29 protein-coding genes are annotated in these 26014 nt (G+C 64.1%); 15 read left to right on the forward strand and 14 right to left on the reverse strand.

The annotated features are described in order from the left end of the window. Window positions 1-5: 5 nt before the first annotated feature. The 3 genes from LKE06_RS06455 to LKE06_RS06465 all read right to left on the reverse strand — a co-directional run bounded on the left by LKE06_RS06455 (window position 6) and on the right by LKE06_RS06465 (window position 1741). Window positions 6-410, reverse strand: a complete 405-nt coding sequence (locus LKE06_RS06455; RefSeq protein ID WP_227997710.1) for an RNA-binding S4 domain-containing protein — start codon at window positions 408-410, stop codon at window positions 6-8. Between the two features lie 20 nt (window positions 411-430). After that, window positions 431-1015, reverse strand: coding sequence for a C40 family peptidase (locus LKE06_RS06460; RefSeq protein ID WP_227999302.1), 585 nt, complete (start codon window positions 1013-1015; stop codon window positions 431-433). 441 nt (window positions 1016-1456) lie between these two features. Then, window positions 1457-1741 (reverse strand): hypothetical protein, encoded by a 285-nt coding sequence (locus LKE06_RS06465; protein ID WP_227997711.1) that lies wholly within the window; start codon window positions 1739-1741, stop codon window positions 1457-1459. A 74-nt stretch (window positions 1742-1815) separates the two neighbouring features. Here LKE06_RS06465 and LKE06_RS06470 point away from each other — a divergent pair, with 74 nt between their 5' ends. From LKE06_RS06470 to LKE06_RS06505, 8 genes are all read left to right on the forward strand, one after another. Then, window positions 1816-2997, forward strand: coding sequence for an ATP-binding protein (locus LKE06_RS06470; protein ID WP_227997712.1), 1182 nt, complete (start codon window positions 1816-1818; stop codon window positions 2995-2997). Window positions 2998-3127: 130 nt separating this feature from the next. Then, window positions 3128-5089, forward strand: coding sequence for an acyl-CoA dehydrogenase family protein (locus tag LKE06_RS06475; RefSeq protein ID WP_227997713.1), 1962 nt, complete (start codon window positions 3128-3130; stop codon window positions 5087-5089). Between the two features lie 267 nt (window positions 5090-5356). After that, complete coding sequence (locus tag LKE06_RS06480) at window positions 5357-6322, forward strand: alpha/beta fold hydrolase (protein WP_227997714.1); 966 nt, start codon at window positions 5357-5359, stop codon at window positions 6320-6322. Window positions 6323-6527: 205 nt separating this feature from the next. Then, window positions 6528-6815 (forward strand): Rv0250c family protein, encoded by a 288-nt coding sequence (locus LKE06_RS06485; RefSeq protein ID WP_227997715.1) that lies wholly within the window; start codon window positions 6528-6530, stop codon window positions 6813-6815. A gap of 102 nt (window positions 6816-6917) precedes the next feature. Then, window positions 6918-7286 carry a hypothetical protein gene (locus LKE06_RS06490; RefSeq protein ID WP_227997716.1) on the forward strand — a complete coding sequence of 123 codons (369 nt, stop codon included), beginning with the start codon at window positions 6918-6920 and terminating at the stop codon, window positions 7284-7286. A 139-nt stretch (window positions 7287-7425) separates the two neighbouring features. After that, window positions 7426-8256 carry a succinate dehydrogenase subunit SdhC gene (sdhC, locus tag LKE06_RS06495; protein WP_227997717.1) on the forward strand — a complete coding sequence of 277 codons (831 nt, stop codon included), beginning with the start codon at window positions 7426-7428 and terminating at the stop codon, window positions 8254-8256. 16 nt (window positions 8257-8272) lie between these two features. Next, window positions 8273-10213: a fumarate reductase/succinate dehydrogenase flavoprotein subunit gene (locus LKE06_RS06500; RefSeq protein WP_227997718.1), complete on the forward strand. Its 1941-nt coding sequence runs from the start codon at window positions 8273-8275 to the stop codon at window positions 10211-10213. A gap of 2 nt (window positions 10214-10215) precedes the next feature. Further along, window positions 10216-10962, forward strand: a complete 747-nt coding sequence (locus LKE06_RS06505) for a succinate dehydrogenase/fumarate reductase iron-sulfur subunit (RefSeq protein WP_227997719.1) — start codon at window positions 10216-10218, stop codon at window positions 10960-10962. A gap of 64 nt (window positions 10963-11026) precedes the next feature. Here the strand turns inward: LKE06_RS06505 and LKE06_RS06510 are convergent, their stop codons facing one another. From LKE06_RS06510 to LKE06_RS06525, 4 genes are all read right to left on the reverse strand, one after another. Beyond that, a complete protein-coding gene (locus LKE06_RS06510; RefSeq protein ID WP_227997720.1) occupies window positions 11027-11164 on the reverse strand; it encodes a hypothetical protein in 138 nt (45 codons plus the stop codon). Window positions 11165-11346: 182 nt separating this feature from the next. Next, window positions 11347-11571: a DUF397 domain-containing protein gene (locus LKE06_RS06515; RefSeq protein WP_227997721.1), complete on the reverse strand. Its 225-nt coding sequence runs from the start codon at window positions 11569-11571 to the stop codon at window positions 11347-11349. A gap of 50 nt (window positions 11572-11621) precedes the next feature. Further along, on the reverse strand, window positions 11622-11780 hold the full coding sequence (locus LKE06_RS06520; protein ID WP_308188306.1) for a DUF397 domain-containing protein: 159 nt from the start codon (window positions 11778-11780) through the stop codon (window positions 11622-11624). After that, window positions 11777-12685, reverse strand: coding sequence for a helix-turn-helix domain-containing protein (locus LKE06_RS06525; protein WP_227997722.1), 909 nt, complete (start codon window positions 12683-12685; stop codon window positions 11777-11779). Before LKE06_RS06525 ends, LKE06_RS06520 begins: the two co-directional genes overlap by 4 nt. Before the next feature lie 341 nt (window positions 12686-13026). Between LKE06_RS06525 and LKE06_RS06530 the strand changes: the two genes are divergently transcribed. Together LKE06_RS06530 and LKE06_RS06535 are read left to right on the forward strand one after the other, a co-directional pair. After that, window positions 13027-13320, forward strand: a complete 294-nt coding sequence (locus LKE06_RS06530; protein ID WP_308188307.1) for a hypothetical protein — start codon at window positions 13027-13029, stop codon at window positions 13318-13320. Further along, a complete protein-coding gene (locus LKE06_RS06535; protein ID WP_227997724.1) occupies window positions 13320-13526 on the forward strand; it encodes a hypothetical protein in 207 nt (68 codons plus the stop codon). Before LKE06_RS06530 ends, LKE06_RS06535 begins: the two co-directional genes overlap by 1 nt. Before the next feature lie 67 nt (window positions 13527-13593). Here LKE06_RS06535 and LKE06_RS06540 read toward each other — a convergent pair whose 3' ends face one another. Both LKE06_RS06540 and LKE06_RS06545 read right to left on the reverse strand, forming a co-directional pair. Then, entirely contained in the window at window positions 13594-14529 is a 936-nt protein-coding gene (locus LKE06_RS06540) for a DNA-3-methyladenine glycosylase family protein (RefSeq protein ID WP_227999303.1), read from the reverse strand. A 520-nt stretch (window positions 14530-15049) separates the two neighbouring features. Further along, on the reverse strand, window positions 15050-17908 hold the full coding sequence (locus LKE06_RS06545; protein WP_227997725.1) for an FAD-binding and (Fe-S)-binding domain-containing protein: 2859 nt from the start codon (window positions 17906-17908) through the stop codon (window positions 15050-15052). A gap of 435 nt (window positions 17909-18343) precedes the next feature. Between LKE06_RS06545 and LKE06_RS06550 the strand changes: the two genes are divergently transcribed. Next, a complete protein-coding gene (locus LKE06_RS06550) occupies window positions 18344-20194 on the forward strand; it encodes an ABC transporter ATP-binding protein (RefSeq protein ID WP_255648881.1) in 1851 nt (616 codons plus the stop codon). A gap of 20 nt (window positions 20195-20214) precedes the next feature. Here LKE06_RS06550 and LKE06_RS06555 read toward each other — a convergent pair whose 3' ends face one another. The 3 genes from LKE06_RS06555 to LKE06_RS06565 form a co-directional block, all read right to left on the reverse strand. Beyond that, window positions 20215-20517 carry a hypothetical protein gene (locus tag LKE06_RS06555; RefSeq protein WP_227997727.1) on the reverse strand — a complete coding sequence of 101 codons (303 nt, stop codon included), beginning with the start codon at window positions 20515-20517 and terminating at the stop codon, window positions 20215-20217. Between the two features lie 101 nt (window positions 20518-20618). Next, window positions 20619-20930, reverse strand: a complete 312-nt coding sequence (locus LKE06_RS06560) for a hypothetical protein (protein ID WP_227997728.1) — start codon at window positions 20928-20930, stop codon at window positions 20619-20621. After that, window positions 20927-21127, reverse strand: a complete 201-nt coding sequence (locus LKE06_RS06565; RefSeq protein WP_227997729.1) for a hypothetical protein — start codon at window positions 21125-21127, stop codon at window positions 20927-20929. Before LKE06_RS06565 ends, LKE06_RS06560 begins: the two co-directional genes overlap by 4 nt. A gap of 254 nt (window positions 21128-21381) precedes the next feature. On the opposite strand from LKE06_RS06565, the gene LKE06_RS06570 reads away from it, so the two are divergent. The 4 genes from LKE06_RS06570 (at window position 21382) to LKE06_RS06585 (ending at window position 23454) form a co-directional block, all read left to right on the forward strand. After that, the gene (locus LKE06_RS06570) at window positions 21382-22263 is read left to right on the forward strand and encodes a helix-turn-helix domain-containing protein (RefSeq protein WP_227997730.1); all 882 of its coding nucleotides are present in this window, start codon (window positions 21382-21384) and stop codon (window positions 22261-22263) included. Between the two features lie 2 nt (window positions 22264-22265). Then, window positions 22266-22466, forward strand: a complete 201-nt coding sequence (locus LKE06_RS06575) for a DUF397 domain-containing protein (protein WP_372477350.1) — start codon at window positions 22266-22268, stop codon at window positions 22464-22466. A 302-nt stretch (window positions 22467-22768) separates the two neighbouring features. Then, window positions 22769-23035 (forward strand): FitA-like ribbon-helix-helix domain-containing protein, encoded by a 267-nt coding sequence (locus LKE06_RS06580; RefSeq protein ID WP_227997732.1) that lies wholly within the window; start codon window positions 22769-22771, stop codon window positions 23033-23035. Continuing rightward, a complete protein-coding gene (locus tag LKE06_RS06585; protein WP_227997733.1) occupies window positions 23032-23454 on the forward strand; it encodes a type II toxin-antitoxin system VapC family toxin in 423 nt (140 codons plus the stop codon). Before LKE06_RS06580 ends, LKE06_RS06585 begins: the two co-directional genes overlap by 4 nt. A gap of 210 nt (window positions 23455-23664) precedes the next feature. Here the strand turns inward: LKE06_RS06585 and LKE06_RS06590 are convergent, their stop codons facing one another. Next, window positions 23665-24654, reverse strand: coding sequence for an oxidoreductase (locus tag LKE06_RS06590; protein WP_227997734.1), 990 nt, complete (start codon window positions 24652-24654; stop codon window positions 23665-23667). Window positions 24655-24796: 142 nt separating this feature from the next. Next, window positions 24797-25867 carry a DNA polymerase IV gene (locus LKE06_RS06595; protein ID WP_227997735.1) on the reverse strand — a complete coding sequence of 357 codons (1071 nt, stop codon included), beginning with the start codon at window positions 25865-25867 and terminating at the stop codon, window positions 24797-24799. Window positions 25868-26014 lie beyond the last annotated feature (147 nt).

A 26014-nucleotide genomic window follows, 5' to 3' on the forward strand; every position in this document is an offset into this window, starting at 1 on the left:
AATTCTCAGCCCTCGTCGCGGCCGAGCAGGCGATCGGTCTCGCGGCGCTCACGTTTCGTCGGTCGACCGGCGCCACGGTCGCGACGTGGCATGGTCGCGAGAATCTCGCGCGGCGGTGGGGGTGGGCTGCGGTCGATCAAGCATTGGGCCGCGACCGGGGGACCGACCCGTTTGGTGATGATCCGCTCCACGATCACGATCCGCTCGACACCACCGGTACGGATTCGAATTTCGTCACCGGGATGTACGGGATGCGCGGGTTTAGCCGCAGCACCATTTACGCGGACGTGCCCGCCACGGCAAGCGGCCGCAGCCGCCGTTCGTGTCTTGAACAAGCGCACAGCCCACGTCCATGAATCGACGCGGGCTTGTGTCGCGGTATTCCGAGTGCCGGATTGGGCGGGTGCCACGCGTTAGACGATACGACGGATCAGGCGATCCGGCGTGCCGTCACAATCATGTCCGGGTTCAGCGAGGTGTAGCTCACCGGATCGCCCGACTGGACGGCGTTGAGCAGCTTGCCGTCGCCCGCATACATTCCGACGTGGCCGCCGCCGTTCGTCACGACGATGTCACCCGGCTGCAGGTTCTCGAAGGCCACCGGAGCGCCGACATGCGACTGCTCGAAGCTGGTACGCGGCAGATCGATTCCTGCCTGACGGTAGGCCCACTGGACCAGACCCGAGCAGTCGAAAGTGGACGGACCGGCAGCACCCCAGGAGTACATAGCGCCGACCTTGGTTTTGGCCGCGTCCAACGCGATGTTGGCCGGGCCGGCCGGGGCGGCGAACATGCCTTGGAAGTTCGGCATGCCGGCCTGCGGAGCAGCCATCGGGGCCTGCGGCGCTGCGGGGGCGGCGAGGGCTTGCTGGATCTGCTGGTTCAGCTGCTGAACGGGCTGCTCGTACTCTTGCGGAACCGGTACGTCGAAGTCGCCGAGACCGGGAATGTTGATGGTGGCGGCCATGGCCGGAATCGCGGGCATCGCACCTGTTGTTGCGGCCACAGCGCCCATGACGATGGCACCCTTGACGGAATTCGGTAGCCGGGAATCCCGTTGCAAACTATGTTTACCCACCGAGCTGAGTCTCCGATCTTCCTTGCTCTCCCGCCGACCGGATCAGCTCATGGGTTCGGACCGAAATCAGCCCTACTTCCCAGACAAACCTTGGGTCCCCGGCACGGCAGCCGAGAACGATTGGCCCCGACAGCCGATTAGGCGGTGACTTCCTGGCGCCGTTTCTCTTACGAAGCGACAGACTCCATGAAGTCACGAAGAGATTACGATGCGGGCGCGGCGTTGTCCAGCCCACAGCCCAGCGCGTTCTCGCCTACCGCCAAATTCCCTGCACGAACGGCCGAAATAGCGACACGCCCGACTGATCACGACACGATATCGAGGGACTTCGAGCGCGTTACCGAAACGAGAGTCCGGCACGGAATCTACAGCGCTCTATCAGGATTCGGACAAATCGCGCGTGCCGTGGTCGGCACGACCGGCCAGTGCCCGCTCGAGCTCATCAATGCGGCGCAGTGCGGCCGACAACCCGACCTCTAGCTGCCCAAGCGCCATCACCAGCGGCCCGACCGCGAGGTCCGCGACGAGCTGCGGATCGTCGAAGCCCCCCTCGACCGCAATCACGATGTTCGAACGAATACGTTCGGCCACCGTCGCCCCGTCCGGAACGTTCCAGGATTCGACCACCTCGACGGTGGTGCTGGGAGTGGGTTCCTCGGCCATGCCGATAACCCTATCTAGGACACACCATAGATATGGGCAGAATCGCATGACATAACGCGCTACGGTGTCTGGGCATGGACCCCGTGCGGAATCCGTATGCTCCCGGAGCCGGACAGCGCCCACCCGAATTGGCCGGGCGCGACAAGCAACTCACGGCCTTCGATGTGGTGCTGGAACGAATCGCGCGCGGCAGGCCGGAGCGCAGCGTGATGCTCACTGGGCTGCGGGGCGTCGGAAAGACGGTGCTGCTCAACCAACTTCGCTCCGCCGCGGTCTCGCGTGGTTGGGGCACCGGCAAAATCGAGGCGCGCCCGGATCAGGAGTTGCGCCGTCCGCTGTCCTCCGCGCTGCATATGTCGGTCCGAGCGATCGCGATGGCGCACCGCAACCCCGAGTGCGTCGACGACTTCCTCGGCATCCTCAAGGCTTTCGCGCTACGTTCCACCGCCGACAAGGGCATGCGGGAACGCTGGCAGCCAGGCATAGACGTACCCGCGGTGACCGGTCGCGCCGATTCCGGCGATATCGAAATCGACCTGATCGAGTTGCTCAAGGAGGCAGCCGGGCTGGCAAGCGATATCGGGGTCGGTATCGCGATTTTCATCGACGAGATGCAAGATCTCGGTCCCGCCGATATCTCGGCGATCTGCGGCGCCTGTCACGAGTTGAGCCAGGACGCGGCGCCGCTCATCGTGGTCGGCGCCGGTCTGCCGCATCTGCCTGCGGTGTTGTCCGCGTCCAAGAGCTATTCCGAGCGGCTGTTCAGCTATCACCGCATTGATCGGCTCGACCGGGAATCCGCTGATCAGGCACTCATCGCGCCCGCCGAACGCGAGGAGGTGAAGTTCACCGACGAAGCCCTGGACGCCTTGTACCAGAGGGCGGATGGCTATCCGTACTTCGTGCAGGCATACGGCAAGGCGGCCTGGGACCAGGCCCCTGAGAGCCCGATCGGTGTCGAGGACGTCGAGGTGGCCTCGCCGACCGCGGAAGAGGAACTGGCTGTCGGCTTCTTCGGCTCCCGATATGAGCGCGCCACCCCGGCCGAGCGCGAATACATGCGGGCCATGGCGGATTTGGCGGGCGACGACGGTCCCGTCGCTACGTCGGCGGTCGCCACGGAGCTGGGTCGCAAGCCCGCGTCACTGTCCCCGGCCCGCGACGGACTCATCAAGAAGGGCCTGATTTATTCGGCAGAACGCGGCACCATCGGGTTCACCGTGCCACATTTCGGCCGCTATTTGCGAAGCGTCTGATTGCTGCATATTCGCACGTCTATCAAGATCATTAGATATCAATAGAAATATCTCCACCAATAGACCTACCGGTGGGTAACAAAAGTTCCTACACTCGAATGTGATCGCGATCACGTCCGAGGAGGACATCATGGCGACTACCGCGAAAGTCGACGCCACCGAAGAACAAGCCCGCGCCCTGGTCGAGGAATCCCGCGAAACCAGTTGGGCCAAACCATCATTCGCCAAGGAGATGTTTCTCGGGCGGTTCCGGCTCGATTTGATCCACCCCTACCCGCAGCCCGGACCGGAGGATGCCGCGCGCACCGAGGCATACCTCAACCGCATCCGGCCGTTCTGTGAATCGATCGATGGGAGCGTCATCGAGGCGAATGCGCGAATCCCGGACGAGTGCGTCCAGGGCCTCGCAGAGCTCGGTTGCTTCGGTCTCAAGATTCCGGAACCCTATGGTGGACAAGGCCTTTCCCAATCCGGTTACAACCGGGCACTGATGCTGGTCGGCTCGGCACACCCCAGCCTGGGCGTGCTGCTCTCGGCGCATCAGTCCATCGGCGTGCCCGAACCGCTGAAGCTCGCGGGCACCGCCGAGCAGAAGGCCGAGTTCCTGCCCCGCTGCGCCGCTGGCGCGGTCAGCGCGTTCCTACTCACCGAGCCCGACGTCGGCTCCGACCCCGCCAGGATGGCCAGTTCCGCCACCCCGACCGAGGACGGCGAGGCCTACGAACTCAATGGCGTCAAGCTATGGACGACCAACGGTGTTGTCGCCGAATTGCTGGTGGTGATGGCGCGGGTGCCCAAGAGCGAGGGCCATCGCGGCGGTATTTCGGCGTTCGTCGTCGAGGCCGATTCGCCGGGTATCACCGTAGAGCGACGAAATTCGTTCATGGGCCTGCGCGGTATCGAGAACGGCGTGACCCGGATGCACAACGTCCGCGTTCCCAAGCGCAATCTCATCGGCCGCGAGGGTGACGGCCTGAAGATCGCGCTCACCACGCTGAACGCAGGCCGCCTCGCCATACCGGCGCTGTGTACGGCGACGGCGAAGTGGTCATTGAAGATCGTCAGGGAGTGGAGCACGCAGCGGGTGCAGTGGGGCAGGCCGGTCGGCGAGCACGCCGCTGTCGCATCGAAAATCTCCTTCATCGCCGCCACCACCTTCGCACTGGAGGCGGCCCTTGATCTGTCGGCGACGATGTGCGACGAGGATCGTAATGACATCCGCATCGAAGCGGCGCTGACAAAACTCTGGGCCAGCGAGATGAGCTGCCAGATCGCCGACGAGCTGGTGCAGATCCGCGGCGGTCGCGGCTACGAGACGGCGGCCTCGCTGCAAGCGCGTGGCGAACGCGCGGTCGGCGCCGAGCAAGTGCTGCGTGATTTGCGGATCAACCGCATTTTCGAAGGTTCAAGCGAAATCATGCGACTGCTGATCGCCAGGGAGATGGCCGACGCACATATGTCCGCCGCGGGCGCGCTGGTCGATCGCAATGCCGAATTCAAGGCCAAGGCCAAGGCCGCCGTCGGTGCGGCCGGGTTCTACGCCAAATGGTTCCCGCAGCTCGCGGTCGGCGCGGGCACGACCCCGGCGACCTACGCCGAATTCGGTCCGCTGGCAAGGCATCTGCGGTTCATCGAGCGCAGTTCACGCAAGCAGGCCAGGTCGTTGATGTATGCGATGGGTCGCTGGCAGGCGGGCCTGGAGTACCGGCAGAGCTTCCTCGGACGGGTCGTCGATATCGGCGCCGAGCTGTTCGCAATGTCGGCGGCCTGTGTGCGGGCCCAGGCCGCACGCGTCGCGGACGCGCCGGAGGCCGAGGCGGCCGAGGAACTTGCCGACACCTTCTGCAGGCAATCACGTATCCGGGTGCGCAGGCTGTTCGACGCGCTGTGGGACAACACCGACGACGACGATCGCGCCCTGGCACGCGGCGTCCTCGACAGCCGCTACGCCTGGCTGGAGGGCGGCGTGCTGGATCCGAGCGAAGGCACCGGTCCGTGGATCGCGGAATGGCAGATTGGGCCATCGACCGAGGCGAACCTACTGCGACCGTTCCTCCCTTCGACGCGCACGCAAGTCGGGAGTGAAATCTAGGAGACTCTAGTAAATTCGATCGATCGGCAGATACTTGGCAACCAAGGCTGCCGATCATCGCTATCTATGGATGTCTAGCGTCTGGGCTAGGGATCCATAGATTCACCTGGCAAGACGGCAGGAGCGACGACAAGGACGCTGCACGGCATCAGTTGGACAACTTGTACATAACGGCAGGTATAGCCGGTTAACGTCCCGGAAACTACTACCGACAACCGGGCAAGAACGCTCCGCCCACGGGTGACCAGATGACCCAAGGAGGACTTCATGTCGACGACTATCGCTTGCTTCGCCGCCGATAATGACGGTCACCGTGTCACCGTGTCGGCCGACGACGGCATCCCGATCTCGGTCCGCACCTTCGGGGCCGATAACGCGCCGGTGACCGTCGTGTTCGTGCACGGGCACTGCCTACGCACCGAATCGTGGACGTTCCTGCGCGACCAGCTGTTACGTCAGTGGGGATCCGAAACCCGGATGGTCTTCTACGACCACCGCGGCCACGGCGAATCGGGGCTGGCCGATCCGTCCAGCTACACCATCGACCAACTCGGCCACGACCTCGACGCGGTGCTGCGCGCGGTGGTCCCGACCGGGCCGATCATCCTGGTCGGACATTCGATGGGCGCCATGGTCACCCTCGCCTACGCCCGGTTGTTCCCCAACGCGGTCGGCACCCGCATCGCGGGAGTCGGCCTGATCGCGGGCGCGGCCAATGGGATCACCGAGGTGGGACTCGGCCGATTCCTGCACCGGCGGGCCGTGAGCTCGCTACAGATCGCGGTGACGCGAGCGCCGCGGGTCATGCGGGTGTCCAAGCGACTGTCGCGCCGGATATGTGAGCCGATCATTCGGGAGGCGAATTTCGGTACCCGGAAGGTCAATCCGCGGATGGTCGCAGTAGCCACCGCGATGCTCAACGACACGCCGTTGCTCACCATGTCGAGCTTCCTCACCTCACTGGTCGCGTTCGACGAGACCGCGACGCTGCGTCGACTCGGCACAATTCCCGCACTCGTGCTCGCCGGGTCCGCCGACATCGTGGTTCCGTTCGCACACTCGGTGGTACTCGCGTCGCAGTTGGCGGGGTCGGAGTTGGTTCGCGTCGAGGGCGCGGGGCACAGCGTGATTCTGGAGCGCGCAGAGGAGGTGGCGATGTCCATCGTCGGGCTGGTCGACCGAGTCGCCGCGTCTACCCAAGACCAAGGACCGACGTACGCCGCTGTCAGCTGAGCCTCTCAGGCAACCCATTTAGGCAACATTCAAGCAAACCGCGCAAATCGACTTACACGAGCCAAAACGCAATTCCTCACGTAATGTGTTAGAGATCACGTTGTGTGGTGAGTCACACAGCTTGGTGCAGCACATTCCGAGGCAGACCCTGGATAACCGCTGTCCACCGAGTTCGTTTGTCCGCCAAGGAACCCAGGAGGTAACGATGACACGCAGCGATATTGCGGAACTCCGCTACGCCGTCGCCCAGCTCCGGCAATCCATCGGCGCACTGCGCTCTCACTACGGCGACGCAAACACCGTGCGACGGCTGGAGAACGACCTCGAGCGGCTCGCCATCGATGCCGACGAACTCGAGCAGTCACCGCCGCCGGAACTCACCCGCCGCCCCGAGGACACCATCTATGTCCCCGACAGCAAGTCCGATGAGGCCGCCTGGATGGGCGCGCAGGACGAAGGTCTCGGCTTCCACTCCCGGCCCCGCACGAAGTAGCGCTCGAGCGCGGTGCCGCCCCGGGCGACGGCTCGGACCGACACCGTCGAAGCGCGCGCGAAGGTGCCGTTGGCGCGAGCACGTTCGTGCAGCTTCGTGGTCATGATCCGCAGACCGGAGCCGCACCGAGAGTCGCTGTTCCGCAATCACATCTGGCGAGGCCCAGACCACCAGATATGCCATGGGCGCCGGGCCGAGCCCTTCGGGCCGATCCTCGGCGACGACCAAGCACACCGCGCCGTTACGGTGCGCTCATATGCCGGTCGCGACGACGCCACACCTCCCGTCACTACCCATTTCGGCCGCACCGTTCGCGGCATCATCGCCGCGGTGATCACCGCCTGGAGCCCTGCCGCAGCGGCGGTCGGCCAGAGCGCCGGGAACCGCGTTCCGTTCGAGTCGAGTTCGATCGGTAGCGGTCTGTTCACTGCCCGCGCAGAATTCGCCGGCTCGCCGATCAATGTGGCGTAAATCACTGACATTACGGCGGGTCGGGATCGCCGGGACCGCGCTCACCAGGTAGCCGCCGTGTCGTATGGTGCTCAGCATCACATTCGATTGCGGAGGTAATGATGACCACCCGCACAGCAGATCAGCGAGGCATCCACCTGTGAGTGCCGCACCGACCGCCACCCCGGAAACGGAAACGGGCGTCTTCAGCAAGACCAGGGCTCGAATCTCGCAGCGCACGCTACGCACCGATCGATGGTGGGTGCCACCACTCACCACAGCGCTCGGCCTGGCCGCGTTCGTTATCTACGCGACCACCAGATCGTATGTGCGAACGGCATATTGGGTTCCGGACTACCACTACCTGACGCCGTTCTATTCGCCGTGCCTGAGCACCTCGTGCGTTGAGGGTTCGAGCCATTTCGGTACGCCGTTCGGCGATCTACCCGTGATTTTGCCGCTTGGTTTCGTGGTGCTGCCGTTCCTGCTCGGCTTCCGCTTGACCTGCTATTACTACCGCAAGGCGTATTACCGCGCGGTGTGGTTCTCGCCGCCTGCCTGTGCCGTCGCCGAGCCGCACGCCAAGTACACCGGTGAGACCCGGTTGCCACTGATCATCCAGAACGTGCACCGCTACTTCTTCTATGTGGCCATTGTCGTTTCGCTGATCAATACCTATGACGCGGTGATTGCCTTCCATGGCAAGACCGGCGGTTTCGGATTCGGCCTCGGCAATATCGTGTTGCTGATCAACGTCATCCTGCTCTGGGCATACACAGTGTCGTGCCATTCCTGCAGGCATATCGCGGGCGGACGGCTGAAGCATTTCTCCGCGCATCCGGTGCGTTACTGGTTCTGGACCCAGGTCTCCAAGCTGAACACCCGCCATATGGCGCTGGCCTGGACAACTCTCGGCACCCTGGTGTTGACCGACTTCTATGTGATGTTGGTTGCCAGCGAGACGATTTCGGACCTGCGGTTCATCAACTGAAGGAGTATTCGCGGCCATGCCAGAAGTGGAACGGCACAACTACGACGTCGTCGTTATCGGTGCCGGCGGCGCCGGACTGCGCGCGGTAATCGAAGCGCGAGAACACGGCCTATCCGTCGCGGTGGTGTGCAAGTCATTGTTCGGCAAGGCGCACACCGTGATGGCCGAAGGCGGTTGCGCGGCCTCGATGGGCAATGCCAACGAAAAGGACAACTGGCAAACCCATTTCAAGGACACCATGCGCGGTGGCAAGTTCCTCAACAACTGGCGCATGGCCGAACTACACGCCCAGGAGGCACCCGACCGGGTGTGGGAACTGGAAACCTACGGAGCGCTGTTCGATCGGACTCCCGATGGCCGAATCAGCCAGCGCAACTTCGGTGGTCACACCTACCCACGGTTGGCGCATGTCGGTGACCGCACCGGATTGGAACTCATTCGAACCATGCAGCAGAAGATCGTGTCGCTGCAGCAGGAGGATTTCGCGGAGTCGGGCGATTACGAGGCCCGCATCAAGGTCTTCCACGAATGCACCATCACGGAGTTACTCAAGGATGGCGACCGGATCGCCGGAGCCTTCGGATACTGGCGTGAATCCGGGCGGTTCGTGCTGTTCGAGGCGCCCGCAGTGGTGCTCGCGACCGGCGGAATCGGCAAGTCCTACAAGGTGACGTCGAATTCCTGGGAGTACACCGGCGACGGACACGCGCTGGCGCTGCGGGCGGGCGCGACGCTGATCAATATGGAGTTCCTGCAGTTCCACCCGACCGGCATGGTCTGGCCGCCGAGCGTGAAGGGCATCCTGGTCACCGAGGGCGTGCGCGGCGACGGTGGGGTGCTGAAGAACTCCGAGGGCGACCGTTTCATGTTCGATTACATCCCCCCGGTCTTCAAAGGGCAGTATGCCGAAACCGAGGAAGAAGCCGATCAGTGGTTGCGCGACAACGATTCCGCGCGGCGCACGCCCGATCTGCTACCCCGCGACGAGGTAGCCCGCGCGATCAACTCGGAGGTGAAGGCCGGCCGCGGCACCGAGCACGGCGGCGTATTCCTCGATATCGCCTCGCGGCTGCCCGCCGAGGAAATCCGGCGGCGACTGCCATCTATGCACCATCAGTTCAAAGAGCTCGCAGACGTGGATATTACGAAGGAACCGATGGAGGTCGGACCGACGTGCCACTACGTGATGGGCGGGATCGAGGTCGACCCGGATACCGGCGCCGCGACGGTGCCGGGCCTGTTCGCGGCGGGCGAGTGTTCGGGTGGCATGCACGGCTCGAACCGGCTCGGTGGTAACTCGCTGTCGGACCTGCTCGTATTCGGTCGCCGCGCCGGACTTGGCGCGGCGACCTATGTCGAGCAACTGAGCGGGCGGCCGGTGGTGGCCGACGCGGATCTCACAGCGGCATCGAAAGCCGCTGTGGCACCGTTCGACCCGCCCACCGAGGGCGCGGGGGAGAACCCCTACACCTTGCATACCGATCTCCAGCAGGCGATGAACGATCTGGTCGGGATCATCCGCAGGGAACACGAACTCCAGCAGGCCATCGAGCGACTCGGCGAGCTACGTACCCGCTTCGCCGGGGTATTGGTGGAGGGACACCGGCAGTTCAATCCCGGCTGGCATCTCGCGCTCGATCTGCGAAACATGTTGCTGGTCAGCGAATGTGTCGCTCAGGCGGCGCTATTGCGCACCGAGAGCCGGGGCGGGCATACCCGCGAAGACCATCCGACCATGGACGCGGACTGGCGGAACAAGCTGCTGGTTTGTTCGATCGACCCCGCCGACGCGAGCGAGGCCGTCCCGGCAGTGGTCGTCATGCCTGAGGACCAGGTCCCGATGCGCGATGACCTGCTCGCGCTTTTCGATCTGGCCGAGCTCGAAAAGTATTACAACTCAGCCGATATCGCCGACCATCCGAGCGGTTCGGCTTCGGCTACGAAAGACGGGGCGTAGCAATGGATTACGACGCCAAATTCCGTGTCTGGCGCGGCGACAACGACGGTGGCGAGCTACAGGACTTCACCGTGACGGTGCACGAGGGCGAGGTGGTGCTCGACATCATCCACCGGCTACAGGCCACCCAGGCGCCCGATCTCGCGGTGCGATGGAATTGCAAGGCGGGCAAGTGCGGTTCCTGCTCGGCCGAGGTCAATGGGCGACCACGACTGTTGTGCATGACCCGGATGTCGACATTCCAGCCCGAAGAACTGATCACCGTCACGCCGATGCGGGCCTTCCCGGTGATCAGGGATCTGGTGACCGACGTGTCCTTCAACTACCAGAAGGCCAGGGAAATACCGTCTTTCACGCCTCCGGCGGATCTGAAGCCCGGTGACTACCGGATGAAGCAGGTCGATGTGGAGCGCTCGCAGGAGTTCCGCAAGTGCATCGAATGCTTCCTCTGTCAGGACACCTGTCACGTCGTCCGCGACCACGAGGAGAACAAGTCGTCCTTCGCGGGCCCACGCTTCCTGATGCGAATCGCCGAGCTGGAAATGCATCCGCTCGATGTGGCCGATCGGCGCGATCTCGCTCAGGACGAGCAGGGCCTCGGGCTGTGCAACATCACCAAATGCTGCACCGAGGTGTGCCCGGAACACATCAAGATCACCGACAATGCCCTGATTCCGATGAAGGAACGAGTGGCAGATAAGAAGTACGACCCGCTGGTGTGGTTGGGCAACAAGCTCTTCCGACGCTGAGCTGTTCGCACACGCAGTCCTTGCCGTGACCGCCGGCCGGGGTCACACCGGCCGGTCGGCACCCCTACAACATGGCAACTACCCCGATAGCGACAACCCACACCAGCACACCGACAAAAAGTGCCGACAGCAACGATCCGGTGAGGACGAAAACTCCTACCGCTGACACTACGAAAAGCAGCGCAACGATCAGCCATTCCACCCAATCCCCCGGCTGCAACCTCTTGTACCGGGGGTGGGTATTTTTGATCCCACGGTCCACAAGTTGTTATCTACCCGGTATTTGGTCGAGGCAAACACAGTTCGTTGCCGAAACTCTGCCATTTCGTGACCAACTAGGTTCGACGCGGCCCGGCGAAGAACCCGTACGCCGGGCCCGCCTGGCTACTCCGGGCGATCGAACTCGCCGTCATGCACGCCCGCGGTGAAGGCGGCCCATTCACCGGGGGTGAAGATCAATACATCGCCGTCAGGGTTCTTGCCGTCGCGTAGGCCGACATGCCCATCCGCCAGCAGCGCTACCTCCACGCTGTCCTTGCCGGGGCCCTCGCCGGCCTTGCGCCAGACCGCCCCGGTCAGATCGACGTTCGCGCCGCTATTGATGCTCACGATTCGGACTCCTTCAGAACTCGCCACTGGTCACGCTTGCGGTGAAGCTGTCATTCTCCGGTGTCGAACACCAGGGCACCACCACCGGGGTTCTTGCTGCCTCGAACGCCGACCTGGCCGCTGCCGAGGAATGCGACTTCTACGCAGTCCTTACCGGCACCGCCGCGCGTGTCCTTGAACCATTGCGCGCCAACCAGATCCGTACTCATGCCACATACTCCTTCGCTACCTGTCGCAACAGGTCTCTACTGGATTGAATTTCCAGCGCGCTGCGCTGGAGGCACTCGTAGGCCCGATCGTACCGCCGCACATCAGCATGTCGCTCGAGGTAGAGATCCCCGGTGAAACCCTCCGCGTACACCACCGGCGGTTCGATCGGCTGGCCCTTGCCATCGGTTCCGAACTCCAGAACCGTGAACGGTCCGGTGGAAACTCCGAGCGGGACACCGGCCGCGAACGGCAGGATACGCAGCGAAACATTGTTACAGGTACTCAAATCGGCAAGATGACGTAGCTGCGTCGCCATTACTTTGGCGCCACCGACCACCCGGCGCAGGACCGATTCGTGCAGCACCACATCGACCGTGGCCGGCGCGACCCTTCGGGTGATCAATGCCTGTCGTTGCAGCCGCAGTTGCACGCGCCGCTGTAGTTCCGCGTCGGAATCGGCCGGGTAGCCCAGCCGATTGAGTGCCGAGGCGTACTCGGCGGTCTGTAAAAGCCCGAGCACCAGCTCGGACTGGTAGGAGGTGAGTTGTTTGGCCGATGCCTCCAAACCGACGTACACGTCGAAGTTTTCGGGTATGAGATCGCCGTAGGCATGCCACCAACTTTTGACCGCCGCCTGCTGAGCCAGGCCCTTGAGACCGTCGGCGAGCCCATCAGGAATGCCGTAGATGCGGCACAGCTCTTGAATGTCGATGGTGCGAATGCGATCGGCCTGGCCTTTCTCCAAGCGCTGCAACGTACTCGCGCCCCACTCCATGAGCTTGGATGCCTCGGCTATGGTGAGGCCCGCCTGGGTGCGCCAATCACGTAGGTATCTGCCCAGCTGCCGTCTGGGCAGGGTGGATGAAGCACTATCGGTTGACGCTCCTGCCGAACTCGATGACACAGCACGCTCCGTTCCGCGTTTGATCGCTCGGATGCTCCGCAAAGACGGTCCAGGGCAATCCCACAAGCTCGTTTCCCCGTGACTTTGCTTGGGCAGAGGGATCTTTCGTCCACTATGGACAATCCTGCCCTCCCTGCTGGATGTCGTGCTGGGAATTCGCCCGAAATTTTTAGATATCCACCAAGGACGTCGCTGGGCGCTTGCCCAAGTGGTGTGCTGGAAGTGTGCCTGGAGCCGAGCGGACCCCCTTTTCCCTCCTTCTGCGAAACCTTCGGGCGCGCAAACTGAATCGCACGTAGGAACGAGGAGTCATGGCTGTACACGTCATAGCGTCGTCCTTGATGACCAGCGATTTGACCCCGCATCGAGCGCGCAGCGTCGGTGCGCGGGGATGGGTGGTGTCCTATCTGCCCGGACGCACCCTTACCTGCGCGCAAGCCGTTGCCGCACTGCGGGTAGCTGAAGTTGTGCCAACGCTTCTCGACGCCGTCGGCGAACTAGCCGACGAGGTCGGTCTCACCGCACTCGAAGCAGTCGGCATGGCCGTTCGGCAATCGCCGTGGAACGAGCGCCCGGCCACTACTCGAGCTTCGCGCCGGCCCCGCGCCGACCGACGCCGGGTTGGGGTCGCGTGATGCAACTGCCCAATCTGAATATGCATGCCGCCGGACTGCTGGTCTGTGGCCGCGATCCGGGCATCATGACAACCGAACAGGCCCACGCCGCAATGCAATTGCACATTGAGTGCACGGTTGATCACTGCCGGGTCCGCCGCCGGGCCAGGACCACGCTGGTGGAAGAGGGCAAGTGCGTGCTGGACGATCGCGCGCTGCCATGTTGAGCCGGCCCTGAATCCGCGTGGCGTCCGATTGGCATCGTCGCTCATAGGCGCAACCGGTAGCCGCAGCTCAATGCCAGGTGTGGTCGGTGAGTGGTGTGCGCGGGCCGAACTTCGGCTTGCGCGCCTGGCCGCTGATCTCCAACAGCCGAATGGCTCGGTAGCGGTGCGGGCGCAGAGGTTCCAGGTATTCGACCATGGCGTCGTCATCGATCGAGTGACCGAGCAGGGTCCAGCCGACGATCGCGGCGAGATGGAAGTCTCCTACCGATAGTGCGTCCGCGTCACCGAAGGCCCGTTGCGCGATCTCGGCGACGGTCCAGATACCGATGCCGGGAACCGTTCGCAGTCGACAGGCCGCCTCGGCGGGGTTGTGCGCGCTCGCCCGCTCCAGCGCATCCGCCAACCGGGCGGCACGAACGATGGTTTGGGAACGTTGCGGGCCGACGTTCGCGCGGTGGAAGGCCCACGACGGAATGCGACGCCAGGTGTCCGCGTCGGGCGGCAGCATCATGCCATCCGGCGCAGGACCGGGCGCGGGGGTTCCGTACTGGCACACCAGCTTTCGCCACGAGGCGAAGGCGGAAGCGGTGTGCACCTTCTGTTCCAGCACCGCCGGCACCAGGGCTTCGAACACCAGGCCGGTGCATAGCATTCGGAGTCCGGGGAAGCGGCGATGCGCCTCGGCGATCTTGGGGTGTTCAGGTACGAAATCGGACATATCCTCGTCCAGACACAGCATGTGGTGCAGTCCATCGAGGAACTCGTCCGCACCTTGCCCCCATGCTCGACCCTGTACCGAGCGGTCGCCCGACTGGACGAGCCGGTAGGTGACCGGGCCGGTCGGCATGCGCGAGGCGTGCCATTGCGCGCCGTCGGCTGTCACGTGATGGCACGGGTCCCCGCGCCCGCGCGACAGTGGCGCGACGGTGTGCGCGAGATCGATCGGGTGATCCGACCTCACCGTCCGGGTCAGCCCGGTCGGGCTCACTCCCGATTCGGCCATCTGTCTGCGCACCGGTTCATTGTGCGCGTCGCGAAATTCCGGCGGTCGGGTGGAGCCTTGACTTGTATTGCCGACCCGCCCGCTGGACGCAGGTCTGCTGCGGTACACAACGCACGTTCTGGTCAGCGCCCTTCCAGTTCAGCGCACCTGGTGGGCATGTGCTCATGACCCGACCGGCGCGGGCACGCCGCGCGCGTTTTCGTAGTGGTGACCGAGCCCTGCCTTGATTGTGACAAGTGCCGGAAATGTCCCGCGATAATACGTGGAATGTCACATTCTGGCGGTGTTTGGTAACGCGGCGATTGAGGAGGACGATATCTATGCCGATCAGCAAATGGTCAGCAGATGCCACGATGGAGGATTTCGAATGATCACCGATGTGCTCAACTGGTTGCTCAATGCCTGGGGTGGCGTTTCCGCGGGTAGCTCGGGCTACCAGATTCCGCCCGGCACGCTGCCTTTCGGCAGCTGACGCGCGTTGCGCGCTCGCCGCCACTGCCGCGGCGAGTGCGCGAAAGCCTCACTCGCCCATGAGGAATTGGGCCATGTGCACGCTTTTCCAGTCGGCGAGTTGTGCAGCCTGGGTGCGACACGAGAAGCCGTCGGCGATCAAGATCGAATCGTCGGCCGCGTCTCGCAATGCGGGCAAAAGGCCATTCTCGGCGACCGCGACCGAAATGTCGTAATGGCCGGATTGCATTCCGAAATTTCCGGCCAGACCGCAACAGCCGGCAACCTCTGTCACGTCTATTCCCATACGGGCAAATATCTGGCGATCCGCATCGAATCCGAGAATCGCATGCTGATGACAATGCGGTTGCACCACAACCGACCGGCCCACTCGTCGCGGCGGAGTCCACTGCGGATGCTCGGCGAGAAACTCGGCCAAGGTGCGGATCGCGGCGGCCGTCGGTGCCGAACGGGGATCGTCGGGTAGCAGTTCAGGCAGGTCCGAGCGCAGCACGGCAGTGCACGACGGTTCGAGACCGACAACCACGCCCCCGCCGCGCACATGCTCATCCAGCTCGGTCAATGCCGCACGCAAGCGCGCTCGGGCGCCGTCGAGCTGACCGGTGCTGATCCAGCTCAGCCCGCAGCACACTCGCCGCGCCGGTATTCGAACTCGATAGCCGAGCGATTCCACGAGTCGCACTGCGGCAAGCGCGATCTCGGGCGCGAACGCGTCGGTGAACGTATCGATCCACAGCATCACTTCCGGCGCGGCGGCACCGCTGCGGGGCTCGACACTCGGCACAGCGTCGGCCGGCAGTGATTCGTTGCCCGACACCCGCGACGGGATTTCGACCCGCCGTGCTTCGATTTGCGCGTCGCGCCAGCTGCGGCGGAAGCTGCGGTCGGCGAGTCGGGGCAGGTCGCGGCGGGGGTCGATGCCTGCGGCGCGCAGGCTGGTTCGGCGAAGCCATCGAATGTCGGCGAGTGCGTTGATGATTCGTGGTATTCGAGTGGCGGGTGATAGCCAGCGTGGTAACCAGCCGAGTACGTAGTGGTCGATTGGGCGGACACGATGGCGATAGCGCTGGTAGAGGGCTTCGGATTTGTAGGTCGCCATATCGACCCCGGCCGGGCAGTCGGAGCGGCACGCCTTGCAGGACAGGCACAGGTCCAGCGATTCGGCGACAGCGGGGCTCGACCAGGGCAGCGCGCCACGCACCACCTCCTGCAGCACTCGAGCACGGCCGCGGGTGCTGTCTTTTTCCTCGGCGGTCGCCAGAAAAGACGGGCACATAAATCCGCCGGTGGCGCGAGTATCCGCGCGACACTTGCCGATTCCAACGCAACGGTGCACGGCGGTGCCGATTTCGCCGCTGTCGTCGGGGTAGGCGAAACCCGTCGCATCGCCGATCGTGGGGAGTTCGGCCAAACGCAGGTCGGTGTCGACGGGGCGTGGCGCTACGAGAACACCCGGGTTCAACACGTTGCCGGGATCGAAAAGCGCCTTGTAGCCGGTGAATACGTCGAGCACGGCCGGCGAGTACATGATCGAGAGCAGTTCCGAGCGAGCCCGGCCGTCACCGTGTTCACCCGACAGTGAGCCGCCGTAGCGAACCACGAGTTCGGCCGCCTCGAATAGGAACGCTCGAAAGCGTTGCGGCGCATCGGCAATCGGCAGGTCGAGACGGACGTGGATACAGCCGTCGCCGATATGGCCGTAGAGCAGGCCCTGGACATGATGGTCGCGAGTCAGATCGGTGAAGTCGCGCAGGTACGCGCCGAGATGCCGCGGCGGTACAGCGGCGTCTTCCCAACCGGGCCAAGCGGGGTGCCCATCGGGGGTGCGCCCCGCCAGACCTGCGCCGTCGGCGCGTATTCGCCAAAGTGCCGCTGCCGCACTCGAATCGGTGACAATCCGCGAGTCGAGCGCACCGGCCGATCGGCACAGCATTTCGGCGGCAGCATACGCCTCATCCGTGGTTTCGCCCGCGGTTTCCACGAAAAGCCATCCGCCGCCGCGCGGTAAGTCGGGCACAGCGCCGCGGTGGGTGCGAACGATGTCGACGAGCTGTGCGTCGATGCCTTCCACCGCGATCGGACTACCCGCCATTACGGCAGCGACATCGTCCGCGGCGGTTGCGATATCGGGATACCCCAACACAGTCAGCACCGTTGCCTGCGGCAATGTGACCAGCTCTACCGTCGCCTCCAGCAGCACACCGCAGGTCCCCTCGGTACCGACGAAGGCCTTCGCTATCGACGAACCATGCTCGGGCAGTAGATGTTCGAGCCCATACCCGGAGGCTTGCCGATCGAAGCGGCCCAGATCGGTGCGAAACACCGCGAGATTCGTCCTGGTGAACTCGGCGAGCCCGGGCACTACGGACGGATCGTTGGCGAGCAGCCGCTCGGCACCCGCGCCGTCGAGTATTCGCAGTTCGCGCACATTATCCGAGGTGCGGCCCCATGCGACGGCATGCGGTCCGCACGCATTGTTGCCGATCATCCCACCGAGCGTGCACCGATTCTGTGTCGAGGGATCGGGCCCGAATCGCAATCGGTGTGGACGCGCCAACGTTTGCAGCTCCGATAGCACGACACCGGGCTGCACCCGCGCTGATCGCTGCTGCGGATCAAGGTCCAGCACGGCGTTCATGTGTCTGCTGAAATCCAACACAATGCCGGGACCGATCGCATTGCCCGCCACCGACGTTCCGCCACCTCGGGCGGTCACCGAAAGTCCATTGTCCCTGGCGAATCCGAGGGTCGCGGCCACGTCCTCTTCGACGCGGGGAAACACGACCACGGCTGGTCGCACACGATAGTTCGACGCATCCGAGGAATACTCGGCACGAGCGCGCTCGGACGCGTCCACCTCACCCGCGATCCTGCCGCGCAGCGCCTTCGCGATCCGGTCGTCGGTCACACCGCCAGCCTAGGTCCACCAATCTTCGCCAGTGCGCCGACCTCGCTGAATACCACGATTACCTGTGGTTACGCAGTTGATGCCGCATCGCTCGGGGTTTGCAGGGTCGCGAGTCCCATACGTGAGCCGTTGTGCCACTCGAGCTCGATGTGAACATCCTCGAATCCGAAGGGTGTGCGTCGAGGTTTGTCGGCGGTGTCCGACATAGCGACGACGCTAGTGGGATCGGAGGGCAGACGAGGAGTTGGCGCGAACCCAGCCCGCTCGCGTGCTGATCGAGGAGTTGATTTCGCTGGGCGCGGAATCCGGTGGTGGGGATGAAATCGACTTGCTCTCAACCATTGTTGAGGTCTTAGTGTCGGTGGCCTGGAGTTGGATGGGCGGGGAGCGAGAGGGAGTGTGTACGTGAGCATCGAATCGGTGGCTTACAGCCAGATGTACCGGCGGGCGAACGCGCCGGAGGAGCAGCGGCCGTTCCGGCTGGCGACAGCCAAGCGGATCCTGCGGTTCGCCGGGCCGCATCGGCGCCGGATCGGCGCGTTCCTGCTGTTCAGCGTGATGTCGGCGCTGCTGGCGGTGGCGACGCCGGTGCTGGCCGGGCGGGTGGTCAATGACATCGTCGGCGGTTCGGCACCACGTACCGTTGTCATCCTCGCGCTCATTATCGGCGGTCTCGCGATCGCGGACGCGGCGCTAGGGGTGGTGGTGCGATGGCTGTCGTCGCGGATCGGTGAGGGGCTGATCCTGGATCTGCGCACAGCCGTGTTCGACCATGTGCAGAAGATGCCGGTGGCGTTCTTCACACGAACCAGGACCGGCGCGCTGGTCAGCCGACTGAACAGCGATGTGATCGGCGCACAACGCGCATTCAGCGACACCCTGTCGGGAGTGGTGACCAACCTGGTGACCCTCGTGCTGACACTCGCGGTAATGGTGCGTATCTCCTGGCAGATCACGCTGCTCGCGCTGGTACTGCTGCCGGTGTTCGTTTTTCCCGCGCGGCGTATGGGCAATCGGCTCGCGGCTCTGCAACGCGAAGCCGCCGGACTCAATGCGGCCATGAGCACCCAGATGACGGAGCGATTCTCCGCGCCGGGTGCGACGTTGGTGAAACTGTTCGGCCGTCCGCGACAGGAGTCCGACGAGTTCGAGCTGCGGGCACGGCGGGTGCGTGACATCGGGGTGCGCACTGCGATGCTCCAAACCGTCTTCGTCACCTCGCTCACCCTGGTTTCGGCGCTGGCGCTCGCGCTGGTCTACGGGCTCGGCGGCTGGTATGCGCTGCGCGGGCAACTGGACGCGGGCTCGGTCGTATCGCTTTCACTGCTGCTGACCAGGCTCTACACACCGCTGACCGCGCTGGCCAGCGCCCGGATGGAGATCATGTCGGCGCTGGTGAGCTTCGAGCGGGTGTTCGAGGTGCTCGACCTGAAACCGCTGATCGAGGACGCGCCCGACGCGGTCGCTGTGCCCGCGGGGCCGGTCGCGGTCGAACTGGACGATGTCACCTTCGGCTACCCTTCGGCCGACAAGGTGTCGCTGGCCTCCCTGGAGGCTGTCGCGACGCTGGATACTCGCGGTGGCGTCGAGGTGCTGCACAATGTGTCGCTGCGGGCCGAGCCCGGTCAACTCGTCGCGCTGGTCGGTTCGTCGGGTGCCGGCAAATCGACAATCGCACAGCTGGTTTCCCGCCTCTATGACGTGGATGGTGGCGCGGTACGCCTCAACGGGACCGATGTGCGCGACCTGACCACCACCTCGATCCGCGACACCGTCGGCCTGGTCACCCAGGACGGACACCTCTTCCACGACACGATTCGCGCGAATCTGCTGCTGGCCAGGCCCGAAGCCACGCAGGACGAGCTGTGGGACGCGTTGGAGCGGGCGCGGTTGGGCAACCTGGTGACGTCGCTGCAAGACGGTCTCGACACCGTGGTCGGCGAACGCGGCTACCGCCTCTCCGGCGGCGAGCGCCAACGGCTCACCATCGCGCGCCTACTGCTGAAGCAACCGAGGGTGGTGATCCTGGACGAGGCGACCGCATCGCTCGACTCGACCTCGGAAGCCGCTGTCCAGGAGGCACTTTCCGAGGCGCTGGACGGTCGTACCGCCCTGGTGATCGCCCACCGCCTGTCCACGGTTCGCGCCGCCGACCAGATCTTGGTGTTGGAGGACGGCCGAATTGTGGAGCGCGGCACCCATACTGAGCTACTCGATGCCGATGGGCGCTACGCGGAGCTGTATCGCACGCAGTTCGCGGACGAGCCCGTCACCACTGCCGCATGATCATCCAGCCGCCACGAGCGTCAGAAGAAGTAGGCGGACCCCGACGAACTCCCGGTCCCGTACCCCAGGCTCACGAGCCAATTCCGGAAGGCGATCAATGCTCCGCCAACCGGCCCCGGATCGGAGCACGAACCGCCGACCGAAGAGAACGTGCAACCGTCATTCGCGACCGGTGACGCGATGTCCGCACCGGTGACGACCTGACCATTGTCGGCCGAAGCCGTGGCTACCGGCCCGGACAGCACACCCGCGACTACCGCACCGGCCAACACCAGGCCACTGATCCCACGTTTCCACCGCACACTGCCGTTCGAAGTCCGCATGTGTGCGAACGTACCGCACCCAAGGTCAAGGATCCCGACGCGCTCGAAGACACGGCGGCGCTGCCGTGCCTTCGAGTCGGTCGCACCCAGATTCACCAACGTCATCTCTCGGCGTCAGCGGGTAGATCGGCCATATTCAATAGCGCTGCCCAGTATTCCTCGCGGACCGCGTTCCACAGGGTTTCGTGTTTGGGGAACCACTCGCGGACCTGGGCCAGGTCCGGGAGGCGCTCGTCGTCGAAGAACACCGAGCCCGGTTGGGCGGTCGGGAGCGGCCTTCCCGGGTATTGGTAGGCCTGAGACGAGTCGGTCGCTATTCGCAGCCGCACCACCCGGACGTTACGGTCGACCAAGCGCCACTGGGCCAGCTTCCCGTCTCGGGTTTCAGTGGTGCGCAACGTATATCGGCTCATTGTGATCCCTGTCGGTGGAACTTCCCGGTGCCGGAGGGCTGGACACCCCGGCACCCGGAAGATCGTTCGGCTTCGCTCAGCGCCCACGCGCGCAACCCGGCCGTGACCGCGCACACGACATCGACTTGCAGCGGCGGGAAGGGCCCCGGGACACCGAGCCCGTCCGGTATTCGTTGCGGCAGTTCTGGACTCGACATGGGTCCTCCCCGTTTCTCTAGCGTTCGAAGTTGAGTGCGCGACACCCGGTACTTGCGGCCCACCGCTGGTGGGTTTGCTCCCTGCCGCACCGCAATGCCGCGCGCCAATAACGACACCACCGGCCCTGACCAGGCACAACGATGACGCGGAATCCCGTGTGAGATCTTCTATTTCGCCAGACAACGTTCCGCGAACCGTGTAAAACTGGTTTCGCTCCCTGCCGTCGCTATGTTCCGTCTACGAAGGAAACGAGATGGCTGACGAAGACAGCACACTGCCCCGACGACAGTTGGGGCGGCAGTTACGGCAGTACCGAGATGAAATGGGCCTGACACTGGCCAAAGCGGCGCGGCTGGTCGAAGTGGGCACGACTACGTTGCATCGGCTCGAAAAGGGCCAGGCCGCAAAGGTACGGGTTCGCATTATTGCGCACTTGTGTGAGATTTACGAACGGTCCGCTGAGGAGACCGAGGCGGTTCGGCTCCTTGCCGCGCAGGCTGCGGTCAAGAGCTGGCACGCTGAGTACAACGATCTGCTACCCGACAACTTCGACAACTATGTCGGCCTCGAAGCAGCTGCCCAGCAACTTTTTTCGTATCAAGAGCTGGTGCCTGGGTTGCTCCAGACCGAGGACTATGCCCGAACCATGATCGGCATGTACTTCACGGAGGAGACGGATCGAGAGATAGACCGCCGAGTCAAACTTCGAATGAAGCGGCAATCCATCATCAAACGGAAGACCGAGCCGGTCACACTCAACGTGGTTCTGCACGAATCCGCTCTACATCGCGCAGTGGGTAGCCCCCGGATCATGGCCATCCAATTGCGTCATCTGGCCGATGCCAGCACGTGGCCGAATGTCTCCGTGCGGCTGTTGCCGTTCTCAGCGGGCATGCCGATGGGGCTGTTGCCAGGGCCCTTCGTGATCCTGAATTTCGGAATCGACGGCAAAGGGCGACCAGTGGAACCAACCGTGGTCTACGTCGAGAGTGTGGTCACCGCAAACATCTACCTCGAGAAGCACGGAGACGTCGCCCGCTATCGTGCGGTATCGGCGGCTTTACACGATGCCGCGCTGGGCGATGCAGAGAGCAGAGCGCTGCTGAGGAAGATAGCGAAGGAGTATCAATTGTGAACGTGAACCTTGCTGACGCTGAGTGGTTCAAGAGCAGCCGAAGCCAGGGCGGCTCGGAGTGCGTAGAGGTGGCCTTCCTCAACGGCGGACACGTCGGCGTCCGCGACTCCAAAAACCCCACCAGCCCGGCTCTAGTCTTCACCCCAGGAGAGTGGTCCGCCTTCGTAACCCACACCCGTGCAGGAGAATTCGGACACCAGTAGAGACGAGAGCCGATCGCCGGTCGTGTCGCATTAGACCGGCAACCATCAAGTAGCCAGCTTGATACATCTATGCCCCTCGGAGGCAATCCCGATCGGCGTGAGCGAAGTGGTGGCTCATTCCTAACTACAAAGCCACCATTTCACTCGCACCGACATCCAGACCACATCCGCAGCCTGTCCACCCTCCCGACTTGCCTGAGTCAACCGTGCATGACCGCCCGTATCCGGCCTGGCCCGGTGGCCGGAATGGCGCTAGCATTGACAGCATTGAATGCATCGGCTGATGGATGGGGGCATGGGGCATGGCTATGGAGGTTCTTGCGGTGGCGACACTGACGGTGCGCGGATTAGATGACGACCTACACGCCCGGCTACGGGTACGAGCGGCACATAACGGCAGGTCGATGGAGGCCGAGGTACGGGAGATCCTGCGGGAACAGCTCACCAATCCGGTCGAGCCAGGCGGGCTCGGTAGCCGTATCCATGCGCGAGCCGCCGCGGTCGGCGGTTTCGAACTCGAACTACCCCCGCGCAACGAGTACGCCCGTCCGGTGGAGTTCGGCGGGTGATCATCCTCGACACGAACGTGTTATCGGAACTGCTTCGGCCGCAACCGAATCCGAACGTCACCGCGTGGGTCGATTCGTTGCCCACCGACGAACTCGCGACGACGGCGGTGTGCGCTGCGGAACTCTGGTACGGCGCCGCACGCCTTCGCGACGGGCGGCAAAAGTCCGACCTCGCGTATGTCATCGACGGCATGATCAATAAGGACCTACGTGGCCGTATCGAGGTTTTCGATGTTCATGCGGCGGCACAGTATGCGCTGATCATGGCGGACCGCGAGCAAATCGGGCGGCCGATCAGCATCTTCGACGGGCAGATAGCGGCGATCTGCCACACCCGCAACGCCGTACTGGCCACCCGAAATACGAAGGACTTCGAGAAGACCGGAATTGACCTCGTCAATCCATGGCAGCCGACATGAAGGCGTCGACGTGACAGTCCACTTCACTCGCGCCGACGTCCCCGCACCCAAGCCACATCCACGGCCGGTACGCCTTCCCGGGTTGCCTGAGTCGACCCTGGCAGCCAGCGGAAGGTGATCGCAGATGCGGGCTGATACGGACGGGCACAGCCGGACGCATAGGGCCAGCCGGGGTTGCCGCTGTGTCGTCACAGGCTGTCTTGCCCGAGATCAGAATTCACCCGCGACACCGAAAACTGTGCGACCAGAGTGGGTTCCGTGTTGGATGGCGTGCAGGACCTTACCGGCGTCGGTGATGGGGGAGAAGTGTTCGATTGTCGAAAGATGTTGGGGGCGTAGTTCTTTGCCGAGCTTCGCCCAGAAGTCGCGGCGCTTTTCGATTGCGATACTGACGGAGTCGATGCCGAGTAGGGCCACGCCGCGCAGGATGAACGGCAAGACGGTGGCAGGCAGGGCAGTGCCGCCGGTCAGGCCGCTGACGGCGACCGCGCCGCCGTAGCCGATGGAGCTGAGGATGTAGGCGAGGGATTCGCCACCAACACTGTCGACGGCGGCGGCCCACTGAGCCTTGGACAGCGGTCGGACCTTGGCGTCACCGGGTAGCCGGCCGATCACCTCGTTCGCGCCGAGTTCGGCGAGTAGATCGCCCGCGTCGGTTTTTCCGGTCGAGGCGATCACCTCGAACCCGAGCCCGGAGAGGATGTCGATGCTGACGCTGCCAACCCCGCCGGTCGCGCCGGTGACCAGCACGGGGCCGTCATCGGGGGTGAGGCCACGGTCGAGCAACGACTGCACGCTCAGCGCGGCAGTGAAACCGGCCGTACCGAGGGCGGCGGCGTCGCCAGGGCTCAGCCCATCGAGCTTGACCACCCATTCGGCGGGGACTCTGGCGTATTCGGCGAAACCGCCGTTATGTGAGACGCCGATGTCATAGCCGTGCGCGACCACCAGATCGCCGGGGACGAAGTCTTCGTCCTCCGACGCGACGACCTCACCGGTGAGGTCGATACCCGGCACAATCGGGTACTTGCGGACCACACCCGCGCCCGGGGTGATGGCCAACGCGTCCTTATAGTTCGCGCTCGAGTAGTGCACCTTGATCGTCACGGTGCCCGGCCCGAGGAACTCCTCGCTGATCTGCTGCCGCGCCAAGACGATCCCACTGTCCGATTCGCTTGCGACCATCGCCCAGAACTCCATGTGGAAAGCTTACGAGGGTCGGTGCGCGCCGGGCCAGAAGCCGTGGCGAGCTACCGACCGATTCGCGAAACTGCGGATGACAGCCCTTGCCGATGACAGCGCAATGCGCTGATGCGGCCGGCACGGGTAGTCGAAAGACGGCTCACTCCGGGACCAATTCGAGGCGGACTCCCAGTAGGCGCACCGGGCGCTCGAGGTCGAAACGGTCGATGATCCGCAGGGCCGTTTCCACGATCGGGACGATGTCGGTGGCTGGTTCGGGGAGTTTTTCCTGCTTGCTTCGAGTGTAGAAGGTGTTGGTGCGGACGGTGACCGAGACGCGGACGCTGATGCGGCCCGCGGCGGCCATTTCCTCGGCGACCTCGGTGGCCAGCCGCGCGACCTGGGTGCGGATCTCCCCGGGATCGGTGAGATCACGCGGAAACGTCTCGGATTTGCTGCGGCCCACCGGAATTCGCGGCTCGGTCGTGACATCGGTATCGCCTTTGCCGTGGCCGAGGACCCACAGATAGGGGCCGGTGTTCGGGCCGAATTCGGCGGCGAGGCGCTGGCGATCGGCGGCCATCAGGTCGGCGACCGTCTCGATCCCCAGCTCGGCCAGGCGTGCGGCGATCCGGCTTCCGATGCCCCACAGCGCATTCGTCGGCCGATGCGCCATCACCTCGGTCCAGTTCTCGGCCGTGAGCCGGAAGACGCCTTCAGCCGCACCCGCGCCCACATCCGGTGCCGCTGACGACTTGCCGGTTGATTTGGCGAATCCGGTGGCGAGTTTGGCGGTGAGCTTGTTGTCGCCGATCCCAACCGAGCAGCCGAGATCCAATTCGGCGATAGCACTGCGTATCTCGCGAGCAAGAGCGGCGGGATCGTCGGTGTCGGCAGCGAGGAATGCCTCATCCCAACCCCAAACCTCGACGCGGCCGGGGAAGGTCCGCAATAGCGACATGACCTCGTCCGATGCCTCCTCATAGGTGGCCATATCCAGCGGCAGGAACACCCCTTCGGGGCATTTGCGCTGCGCGCTGCGCAACGCCATGCCCGCACGCACCCCGAACGCGCGGGCCGGATAGGACGCACACGTCACCACCTTGCGCGGCTCGGTCGGGTCACCATTGCCGCCGACGATGACCGGCAGCCCACGCAACTCGGGATGGCGACGGAACTCGACCGCCGCCTGGAACTGGTCGAGATCGACATGCAACAGCCACCTGGCCATCCGCGCCACCCGCCTCTCCGCGTCTCCAGTCTGCCAGCGCTACCTGCGGCGGCCGACGCTCCGAAGTGTCGTACGTGCGATATCAGCTCATGGTTGGTGAGTTCGGACGGTACTCCAGCGCGGGTCCGTCGTAGGATCGCTGGCACA

Origin of the sequence: Nocardia australiensis (assembly GCF_020733705.1) — a bacterium.
Classification (GTDB): domain Bacteria; phylum Actinomycetota; class Actinomycetes; order Mycobacteriales; family Mycobacteriaceae; genus Nocardia; species Nocardia australiensis.